The 9185-nt window shown below is 66.5% G+C and carries 11 protein-coding genes and 1 pseudogene; 9 read left to right on the top strand and 3 right to left on the bottom strand.

Annotated elements, in window-relative coordinates:
* Positions 1-191, bottom strand: a pseudogene (locus NBV68_RS14425) (sensor domain-containing diguanylate cyclase); the annotation flags it as partial.
* A 64-nt stretch (positions 192-255) separates the two neighbouring features.
* A complete protein-coding gene (locus NBV68_RS14420; protein ID WP_296310893.1) occupies positions 256-1458 on the bottom strand; it encodes a phosphatidylserine/phosphatidylglycerophosphate/cardiolipin synthase family protein in 1203 nt (400 codons plus the stop codon).
* A 132-nt stretch (positions 1459-1590) separates the two neighbouring features.
* On the opposite strand from NBV68_RS14420, the gene NBV68_RS14415 reads away from it, so the two are divergent.
* The 4 genes from NBV68_RS14415 (at position 1591) to NBV68_RS14400 (ending at position 3718) form a co-directional block, all read left to right on the top strand.
* The gene (locus tag NBV68_RS14415) at positions 1591-2031 is read left to right on the top strand and encodes an Rrf2 family transcriptional regulator (protein ID WP_296310891.1); all 441 of its coding nucleotides are present in this window, start codon (positions 1591-1593) and stop codon (positions 2029-2031) included.
* 91 nt (positions 2032-2122) lie between these two features.
* Positions 2123-2344 (top strand): YezD family protein, encoded by a 222-nt coding sequence (locus tag NBV68_RS14410; protein WP_296310889.1) that lies wholly within the window; start codon positions 2123-2125, stop codon positions 2342-2344.
* Positions 2345-2433: 89 nt separating this feature from the next.
* On the top strand, positions 2434-2904 hold the full coding sequence (locus NBV68_RS14405) for a TonB-dependent receptor plug domain-containing protein (protein WP_366068370.1): 471 nt from the start codon (positions 2434-2436) through the stop codon (positions 2902-2904).
* A gap of 40 nt (positions 2905-2944) precedes the next feature.
* On the top strand, positions 2945-3718 hold the full coding sequence (locus tag NBV68_RS14400) for a sulfite exporter TauE/SafE family protein (protein ID WP_296310887.1): 774 nt from the start codon (positions 2945-2947) through the stop codon (positions 3716-3718).
* 32 nt (positions 3719-3750) lie between these two features.
* Here NBV68_RS14400 and chrA read toward each other — a convergent pair whose 3' ends face one another.
* Positions 3751-5088: a chromate efflux transporter gene (gene chrA / locus NBV68_RS14395; RefSeq protein ID WP_296310885.1), complete on the bottom strand. Its 1338-nt coding sequence runs from the start codon at positions 5086-5088 to the stop codon at positions 3751-3753.
* A 240-nt stretch (positions 5089-5328) separates the two neighbouring features.
* Between chrA and NBV68_RS14390 the strand changes: the two genes are divergently transcribed.
* From NBV68_RS14390 to NBV68_RS14370, 5 genes are all read left to right on the top strand, one after another.
* Complete coding sequence (locus NBV68_RS14390) at positions 5329-6372, top strand: phosphoribosyltransferase (RefSeq protein ID WP_296310883.1); 1044 nt, start codon at positions 5329-5331, stop codon at positions 6370-6372.
* Between the two features lie 108 nt (positions 6373-6480).
* Positions 6481-6825 carry a DNA-directed RNA polymerase subunit omega gene (gene rpoZ / locus NBV68_RS14385; RefSeq protein WP_296310882.1) on the top strand — a complete coding sequence of 115 codons (345 nt, stop codon included), beginning with the start codon at positions 6481-6483 and terminating at the stop codon, positions 6823-6825.
* A 206-nt stretch (positions 6826-7031) separates the two neighbouring features.
* Positions 7032-7763 carry a ParA family protein gene (locus NBV68_RS14380; RefSeq protein WP_296310880.1) on the top strand — a complete coding sequence of 244 codons (732 nt, stop codon included), beginning with the start codon at positions 7032-7034 and terminating at the stop codon, positions 7761-7763.
* A 97-nt stretch (positions 7764-7860) separates the two neighbouring features.
* On the top strand, positions 7861-8925 hold the full coding sequence (locus tag NBV68_RS14375) for a DUF3667 domain-containing protein (RefSeq protein WP_296310879.1): 1065 nt from the start codon (positions 7861-7863) through the stop codon (positions 8923-8925).
* A gap of 111 nt (positions 8926-9036) precedes the next feature.
* Positions 9037-9185: ParA family protein (locus tag NBV68_RS14370; RefSeq protein WP_296310894.1), on the top strand; the 149-nt coding region annotated here is incomplete at its 3' end.

The raw sequence follows: 9185 nt of genomic DNA, 5'->3' as shown, positions 1-9185 counted from the left end.
GGCATGCCGTATTTGATGCCCCAGTGAAGATTGGCCGCCCCCGCCCAGGCCGCGGTCGGCGTGGTGGCGAGCAGCATCACGTACATCACGGTCGTCTGCGTCTCGACCCGCCGCGCGCGCAGCAGAGTGAACTGGTCGCGGATAGCTTCCGGGATCGGCGGCATCACCTTCAGGCGCAAATTGTCGAGCATTCCCCGCATGGTGCTTGTCTAGGGGGGGACCCGTAAAGGCCGCGTTAACGATACGGCTAACAGGTTAGACGGTGCCCGCCTTACTGATCCGGTAATCCGCAAGGCTCAGCCAATAGGCGACGCGCCAGCGCAGACGGTTGAGGAAGGTGCTGTGGCGGGCGTACCAGGCCGGGGTGATGGGCTCGCTCGCCTCGGCCATGTGGTCGATCAGATTGCGCATTGCGGCAGCCACCGCGGCATCCTCGATCCGCACCATCAGCTCGACATTGATGCGGAAGCTCCGCTTGTCGAGATTGGCGCTGCCGACAAAGGCGACATCGTCCACCACGATGAGCTTCATGTGGAGCTTGCAGATCGCAAACTCGAAGATCTTCACCCGCGCGCGCAGGAGCTTGCCGTAGAGCAGCCGCGCCATGTCGATCGCGGCGGCGATGTCGGACTTGCCGGCCATGATCATGCGCGCTTGCCCGCGGCGGCCGATGCGGGCGAACAGGCGGCGGAAGCTGCGAGGCGGGGAGAAATAGGCCGACACCGTATCAAGCCGGGTGGCGCCGACCAGATCCTTCCTCAGCACCCAGGCCCAGTGCCCCTGCCTTACCAGCGGCCCGCCGACCAGCAGGCGCACCGGGCCATCCCCGCCGTCCCAATCCTTCACGATATCGCGCAAGGCACGCAGCTTTCGGGTGCGGCCCTGTACCTCGTTCGCGACCCAGCTCTGGAGCAGGCCGAACCAGCGGGTGAACTGTGCGGCGACCGGGCCCTCGATCAGCACCGAGAGATCGCACCAGCCGTTCTCGGCGGGGATCGCGAAGTAGTGGTCGGAGACATTGGCGCCCCCGGTCATCACCCGCGCCTCGTCGGCGATGGTGAACTTCTGGTGGTTGCGCACCAGATAGCGCTTGCCCCACTTCGGCGAGAAGATTGCGAAACTGCCGCCGGCCTCGACCAACGGATCGAAGAACTCTGCGCCCGCATCATTGCCGAAATCGTCGACGATCAGATCGACCTTCACCCCCCGCCGCGCCGCCGCGACCAGCGCGTCGCGGACCATGGTGCCCGAAGTGTCACTGTCGAACAGGTAGTAGAACACCGCAAGGCTGGTCTGCGCGCTCTCGATCAGCGCGACGAGCGCCTTCAACCGGTCCTGCCCGTGGGGATAGAAGGTGAAATCGTGCCCCGCTGCGGTCAGGCTGAAGGGATCGAGATCGCAGTAATCGGGCGCGCGCTCCGGCGATTCGGCAGCGGCGGGAGCGGGAGCGGAAGCCATGGCGGCTGCTCTAGCGCAGGGATGGGACAAAATGACAGCCTCGCGCGGTGAAAGGGGGCAGGCTTGCGGGGGTGCACGCCGGCCCCGCACGGTCTTGACCGGAATCCTTACCCGGGGGATAGACAATCGCCCATGCTGTCGCAGAAGACCCGCTACGCGATCCGCGCGATGCAGCACCTTGCCGACCACTATGGCGAGGGGCCGGTGCAGCTTGCCGCGATCGCCGAGGCGCAGAAGATCCCGGCCAAGTTCCTGACCGTGATCCTCTCCGAGATGACCCGTTCGGGCCTGGTCGAATCGCTGCGCGGGCGCGAGGGCGGCTACTGGCTCGCCATCCCGCCGCTCGACATCACCTATGGCGACCTGATGCGTCACATGCGCGGCAGCCTCGCGCTGGTACCCTGCGCGAGCCGTTACGCTCACGAGAAGTGCAAGAACTGCCTCGAGGAAGGCGAGTGCCGCACCCGCGCGCTGATGCTCAATGTGCGCGACCGGACCGCGCAGATCCTTGACGGCATTCGCCTTTCCGATCCGATCGCGCCAGTCCCGCCATTCGACGGCGATACGGTCTGAACCGGGCAGCCATCGGTCCTTTGCCGCACCCAGCCTCCCCTTTGCCGCAGTGCAAAATTTTGTGCGCGAGGTATATTGTCAAGCCAATCGCTTGAGTTTAATTCCTGCGCTGCGGGCACCGTCCGCGCAACGAAAGGCCCATCCATGGACCACAGCGAGAAAGGCTCTGCCTCGGGGGGGCATTCTGCCCGAAGCTCTGGCGCTGGTCGGCGAGGCGCTTTTGCGCCTGCGCTACAGCGCGATCCAGCCGACCGTGCATGACGGCAAGGTCATGCAGATCGACGTTACCGAAGGGAAGCGCCTGACCGACTGACCGGCCAGACGAGATCCTCTCCACTCACAACCGAACAGGGAACCGCAGACCGGACCACCGGATGCATGCCCGCTTGCAAAGGCGAGACCATGTATCCGATTTGCCCCCGCAGCCGCCTGCTGCACTCCGGCCTGCTGTCCGCCGCCGCTGTGGCTGCGACGCTGGCCGCACCGCTCAGCGCGCAGGACGCAAGCCCTGCCGATCCCGCCAAAACCGCCGCCACCGAGGAGCCGGACAGCAATGACATCATCGTCACCGTCCGCCGCCGCTCCGAAAGTGCGCAGGACATTCCGCTCGCCGTGTCGGTGCCCGGCGCCAAGCAGCTCGACGAGACGGGGGCCTTCAACGTGAACCGCCTCCAGCAGCTTGCGCCCACCTTGCAGTTCTATTCCTCCGACCCGCGTAACGCCGCGGTCAACATCCGCGGGCTTGGCGTGCCCTTCGGCCTCACCTGCGACGGGTTCGAGCAGCGCTTCGTTGGCCCGGGCAAGACCGGGCTGATCGCGGGGTTTCCCGGCGACCGGCGCACCCGCGGCGCGACCGCCGCCGTCACTTTCTAAGCCATCCGACCTTTTCCACCCTCGCAGAGAGGACCGCCTCATGCCGGACTTGACCCAGTTCCTTCTCGAGCTCCTGCCCTTCATCGCCATCGGCTTCACCGCACAGATGATCGACGGAGCGCTGGGCATGGCCTTCGGGGTCACCACCCAGACGCTGCTGGTCAGCGCGATGGGCGTGCCCCCGGCGAGCGCCTCGGCGAGCGTGCACCTCGTCGAGATGTTCACCACCGGCGCCTCGGGCCTCAGCCACATGTGGCAGCGGAATGTCGACTGGGGGCTGTTCCGGCGGCTGGTGCCTTTCGGGGTGCTGGGCGGAGTAACGGGGGCCTATGTGCTGTCGAACATCGACGCGAGCGCGGCGCGGCCCTTCGTGATGCTCTATCTGACCGGGATCGGCTTCTACCTGTTGTGGCGAGCGATCCGCCTGTCGCAGCCCAAATTCGCCGACCCCAAATACACTAGCCCGCTGGCACTGGCGGGCGGTTTTCTCGATGCCGCCGGCGGGGGCGGCTGGGGGCCGGTGGTGACGAGCAACCTGCTGATCCAGGGCGGCGACCCGAGGAAGGTCATCGGCACGGTCAACACCGCCGAATTCCTGCTGACGCTGTCGATCTCGGTCACCTTCCTGCTCACCCTTGGCGTGGCCGCCTTCACCAAGATCACCGCCGGGCTGATCCTCGGCGGGGTGGTCGCGGCGCCGTTCGGGGCGGTGCTGGCAAGCCGGGTGCAGCCGCGCACGCTGCTGCTGATGGTGTCGCTGGTGCTGATCGTGACCAGCGCCTACAGCATCTATAAGGCGTGGCCGATCATCTGAACGCGGCGCGAGACGGGACTCAAAGCCTGCTTCTAGGCGGCTAGCCCGAGCAAGAGACCGCCGCCCGCGCACACCGCCAGCAGCCGCAGCACGCCCCACTTCGCCCCGAAGGCGAGCGCGACGGCGAGCAGCGCTAGCGCGCCTGCGCGCCAATCGAAGCTGGCAAGCTCGGGCCATGACAGGGTGAACGGTCCCGCCGTCACCTCGCCGACGCGGGCGAACAGCACGTGCAAGCCGAACCATAGGGTGAGGTTGGCGATCACCCCCACCACCGCCGCGGTTACCGCCGCAAGCCCGCCCTTGAGCCACACCGCCTGCCCCAGCCGATCGATCCACGGCGCGAAGGCAAAGATCCACAGGAAGCACGGGGCGAAGGTCACCCAGGTCGTCAGCCCCGCACCCAGCAGCCCTGCGACCAGCGGCGTGAACGGTTCTGGCGCGCGGAAGGCGGCGAGGTAGCCGACGAATTGCGTCACCAGGATCAGCGGGCCCGGCGTGGTCTCGGCCAGACCCAGCCCGTCGGCCATCTCGCCGGGTTGCAGCCAGCCGAACCCCTGCACCGCCTCCTGCGCCATATAGGCAAGCACGGCGTAAGCGCCCCCGAAAGTCACGATAGCGAGCTGCGAGAAGAACGCGCCGATCTGCCACAGCACATGCCCCTGCCCCAGCGTCGCGGCGATCAGCGCCATCGGCGCGGCCCAGATCGCGCCCCACACCAGCACCGCGAGGATGGTGGTGCGCCACGGCCGCGCGGGCAGCACCGCGCCCGGTTTGCCCGGCTTCAGCGCCAGAAGGCCGGGCCGCGCCCTGGCGACGATCATGCCGATCACCCCCGATCCGAGCACGATCAGCGGGAAGGGAAGGCCGAGCAGGAACAGCCCGGCGAACGCCGCCCCCGCCAGCCCCCGCTTCACGCCGGTATCGAGCGCGCGCCCCGCGATCCGCAGCAAGGCCTGCACCACGATCGCCAGCACCGCCGCCTTCACCCCCGTGAACAGCGCCGCCACCCAGCCGAGGTTCGCCGCCAGCGCATAGAGCACCGACAGCGCAAGGATGATGCAGGCTCCCGGGATCACGAACAGCAGCCCCGCCGCGAGCCCTCCGCGCGCGCCAGCCAAGCGCCAGCCGATCCACGTCGCCAGCTGCTGCGCCTCGGGCCCGGGGAGCAGGTGACAGAAATTGAGCGCGTGGAGGAAGTCGTCCTCGGCCAACCAGCCACGCTCCTCCACCAGCTCGCGGTGCATCAGCGCGATCTGCCCGGCCGGGCCGCCGAAGCTCAGGAAGCCGATGCGGGTGAAGGCGGAGACGAGTTCCGTGAAGGTGGGGGCAGAAGCGCCCCGAGTGCCAAGCGATAGGTCCGTGTCGGCCATGCCTACCTCGAAAATGGCCCTCCAGCGGATAGGCGCCAAGGGGAGATGACGAGGCAACGCTTGGGCCGTTCTCGGCCTCGATGGGAGGTTGCTGGGCCCCGGTCACGCAGGATTAGCGGGCCGCCCACGGGGGTGCAAGCCTGCCCGCCCCTCGAATGCAGGGCAGCCGCTAACGCACGTTAAAGCGCGCCGCTTCCTCAGATTTCATACTTGGATTTGCATTAACGCATGGGGGATTTCATGAAGTACCGCAGTTTTCGCGATCTCTCGGACCTCGTCACGAAGAGCCTGCACCGCATTCCCAAAGACGTCGATCTGATCGTCGGCATTCCGCGCAGCGGCATTCTTCCCGCGATCACGATCTCGCTGATGCTGAATCTTCGCTACGCGGAACTCGACAGGTTCCTTGACAGGCGGCTTGCAGGCACCGGTCAGACCAAGCAGCACAAGGGCCTGATCGGCGATTTCAGCGAGGCGCGGCACGTGCTGGTCATCGATGACAGCCTCAACCGCGGTCATGCGATGCGCGAGGCGAAAGCGCGGCTGCAACATCTGGCGGGCGACATCAGGTTCACTTTCGCTGCCGTCTATGTTGTGCCGGATGGCAAGGACGAGGTCGATCTCGCCTTCGAGATCCTGCCGCTGCCGCGCATCTTCGAATGGAACTTCATCCACCATGTCTATCTCCAGCACGCCTGCGTCGACATCGACGGCGTGCTGTGCCTTGATCCTTGCGCGGCCGAGAACGACGATGGCCCGGCCTATGTGGAATTCCTTCTGGGCGCATCGCCGCTGTATCGGCCCACGCAGCGGATCGGCTGTCTCGTCACCAGCCGGCTCGAGAAATACCGGCCCCAGACCGAGGCATGGCTGGAACGGCACGGCGTGCACTACGACAGGCTGGTAATGCTCGACCTGCCCTCGGCGGCAGAGCGCCGACGGCTCGGCGTGCATGGCAAGTACAAGGGCGAGGTCTACCGCGACAGCAAGGCGATGCTGTTCATCGAGAGCGAGCAGGCGCAGGCAATCACCATCGCGCGAATCTCGGGCAAGCCGGTCCTGTCGATCGAGGGCCAGCAGATCGTCGGGCCGGGCGACTGGTCGGCGATCGCTCCGATCCAGAAGCTGCGCAACTTCGGCGTCCATGCGCAGATGTCGGATTCGCCGCTGGTGAGCCGCGAGGCGTTGAAGCGCCGCCTGCGCAGGGTTCTGCCGGGGCCGGTCTACGCGGCGGCGCATAGCGTGGGGGCTAGGCTGCTGGCAGCCACGCGCGGCGCGGGCTAGCCGGCGCTGCCACCGCGCGGCGACATCCCCCTTTTCCTTGACTTGGCGCGCTCCCGCGCTTAGCTGGCGCGCTTCCCCGCACCTGCGATTCTTGTATAAGGCCCGCCCATGGCACGCGTTACCGTTGAAGATTGCGTCGACAAGATTCCCAACCGCTTCGATCTGGTGCTGCTCGCTGCACAGCGCGCGCGCGAGATTTCGGGCGGGAGCGAACTGACCATCGACCGCGATCGCGACAAGAACCCGGTCGTGGCGCTGCGCGAGATCGCCGAGCAGACCGTGACGCCTGCCGGCCTGCATGAATCGCTGGTCGTCGGCCTCCAGAAGATCCTTCCCGATGACGAGGACGAGGCCGACGAGATCGGCTCGCTCAGCCAGTCGGCCGAAGCACTGCGGATCACCGCCTCGGCGCCCGCGCGCACCTCGTCGCTGGGCGGCGATTACGACGGCTGATTGGCGCGGCGGGGGCGCATGCCTCCCGCGACGCGGCAACGCAAAAAGGGGTCGGCGATGCCGGCCCCTTTTTGCGTTGCCGGATCTGTCCGTCCTGCGCGCGCCTCGCTTGACCGCAGTTTGACTGATGCAGTGCAGGCCTTGCCATTGGCGGCGGCGGCGCTATGCCTTGTCATTGTAATCAAAGTGTAACACGGACGGGGCGCATGGCATCTATCGCGGTCTACAGCGTCAAGGGTGGGGTCGGGAAGACGACGCTCTCGGTCAATCTGGCGTGGTGCGCGAGCGCCATTTCGCGCCGCAAGACCCTGCTGTGGGACCTTGATGCCTCGAACGGATCGGGGTTCCTGCTGGGGATCGACCCCAAGAAAAAGCGCAGCGCCGACAGCATGTTCGACGAGGACAGCGATCCCGAGAAGCTGATCCAGGCAACGGCTTTCGGTGGCCTCGATCTGCTGCCGGCGGACGAGAGCATCCGTTCGCTGGACCGCCAGCTCGACAAGCTCGGCAAGAAGAAGCGGCTCGCCAAGCTCACCGAGACGCTGGGCAAGAGCTACGACCGGATCATCTTCGATTGTCCCCCGGTGCTCAACGAATTGAGTGCGCAGGTGATGCGCGCGGCCGATCTCGTCATCGTCCCGCTGCCGCCCTCGCCGCTCTCGGCCCGCGCCTTCGAGGTGGTGGTCGAGGAGGTGCGCGGGATCGGCAAGGGGCACCCGCCGATCCTGCCGGTGCTCTCGATGCTCGATCTCAGGCGCTCGCTCCACAAGGCCGCGCGCGAGGCGAACCCGACCTGGCCGGCGATCCCGCTGGCGAGCGCGGTGGAGCAATGCGCGACGATGCGCCAGCCGGTCGGCGCCTTCGCCCCGCGCTCGCCCGCGGCGCGCGCGATCGCGCAGCTGTGGACCGCGATTGAGCGCAAGCTCGCCAGCAAGTAGCGCGCGCAGGCTCGCCAGCAGGTGCCAAGGGGCAAATAGCCGCTTTCTCGCCCCACGGCTTTACGCCTATAAGCGCCCGAAGACAGGGGCGCAGGCGATGAGCGATTTCGGTGAGGGCATCGGTACGGCAATCGAGGGCGGGCTGCTCGGCCGCACCCTCGATCGCCCGCAGGCCGATGCGGCGGGGGAGGCCCACGCAGGGCCGTCCACCTGCGCCAATTGCCAGACCGTGTTCACGGGCAATTTCTGCCCGGAATGCGGCCAGAAGGCCCATATCCACCGCAGCCTTTCCGCGATCGGGCATGACATCATGCACGGGGTGCTGCACCTCGACGGCAAGCTGTGGGAGACTCTCCCGCTGCTCGCGTTCAAGCCGGGTGAGCTTACCCGCCGCTATATCGCGGGCGAGCGGGCCAGGTTCGTCAGCCCGATGGCGATGTTCCTGTTCACCGTCTTTGCGATGTTCGCGGTGTTCCAGATGGTCGGGATCTCGGCGCCGTCCGACATCACCGAGGGCTTCATGGATGGCGCCAGCGGCAACTCGGTGGTCAAGTCCGAGGTGCAGAAGCAGATCACCGACCTCCAGAAGGAACGCGACGGCTTGCCCAAGGGCGATCCGCGGCGCGGCGAGATCGACAACGAGCTGGTCGGGCTGAACCGGGTCCTCGAAGCCCAGCCCAGGAGCGCGGTCGAAATCGACACCAGCGACATCAATGTCACCGGCACGGGGATCAAGTTCCTCGACGAGGGCATCATCAAGAAGTGGCAGAAGAACCCCAGCCTGATGCTCTACAAGCTGCAATCGAACGGCTACAAGTTCAGCTGGCTGCTGATCCCGCTGTCGCTGCCGTTCCTGTGGCTGATGTTCGCGTGGCGGCGGCAGTACAAGGCCTATGACCACGCGATCTTCATCACCTATTCGCTGAGCTTCATGTCCCTGCTGTTCATCGTCATGTCGATCCTCAGCACGATTCCCGACGGCAGCGACTGGGCAGCGCTGCTCTTCCTGATCGCAGCCCCGTTGCACCTCTACAAACAGCTGCGCCACGCTTACGGCCTCAGCCGCTTTTCGGCCTTCTGGCGTTTCTGCGTGCTGCTCTTCTGCACCCAGATCGTGCTGGCCCTGTTCCTTCAGGTGCTGCTGCTGCTGGGCGCCTTCTGATCGCGGCCGAGCAAGCTTCGCCCCTCGTCTTGTCCCACGGCGGGAACGCCTTGCCGATCCCCTTGCCGGTCAGCCGAGCAAGGCGCAGGAACAGACACGCAGGAGTGCGTGATGGCGGTGATTGCAGTCTACAGCGCGAAGGGCGGCGTCGGCAAGACGACGATTGCCACCAACCTCGCTTGGTGCAGCGCGCAGAACCCTGTGCGCCGGACGCTCTTGTGGGACCTCGATCCCGCCGACGGCGCGGGGTTCATGTTCGC

The organism is Erythrobacter sp., assembly GCF_023653175.1.
Lineage (GTDB): Bacteria > Pseudomonadota > Alphaproteobacteria > Sphingomonadales > Sphingomonadaceae > Erythrobacter.
Note: the sequence above shows the minus strand (reverse complement) of the source record. Positions and strands in the feature narration are given on the sequence as shown.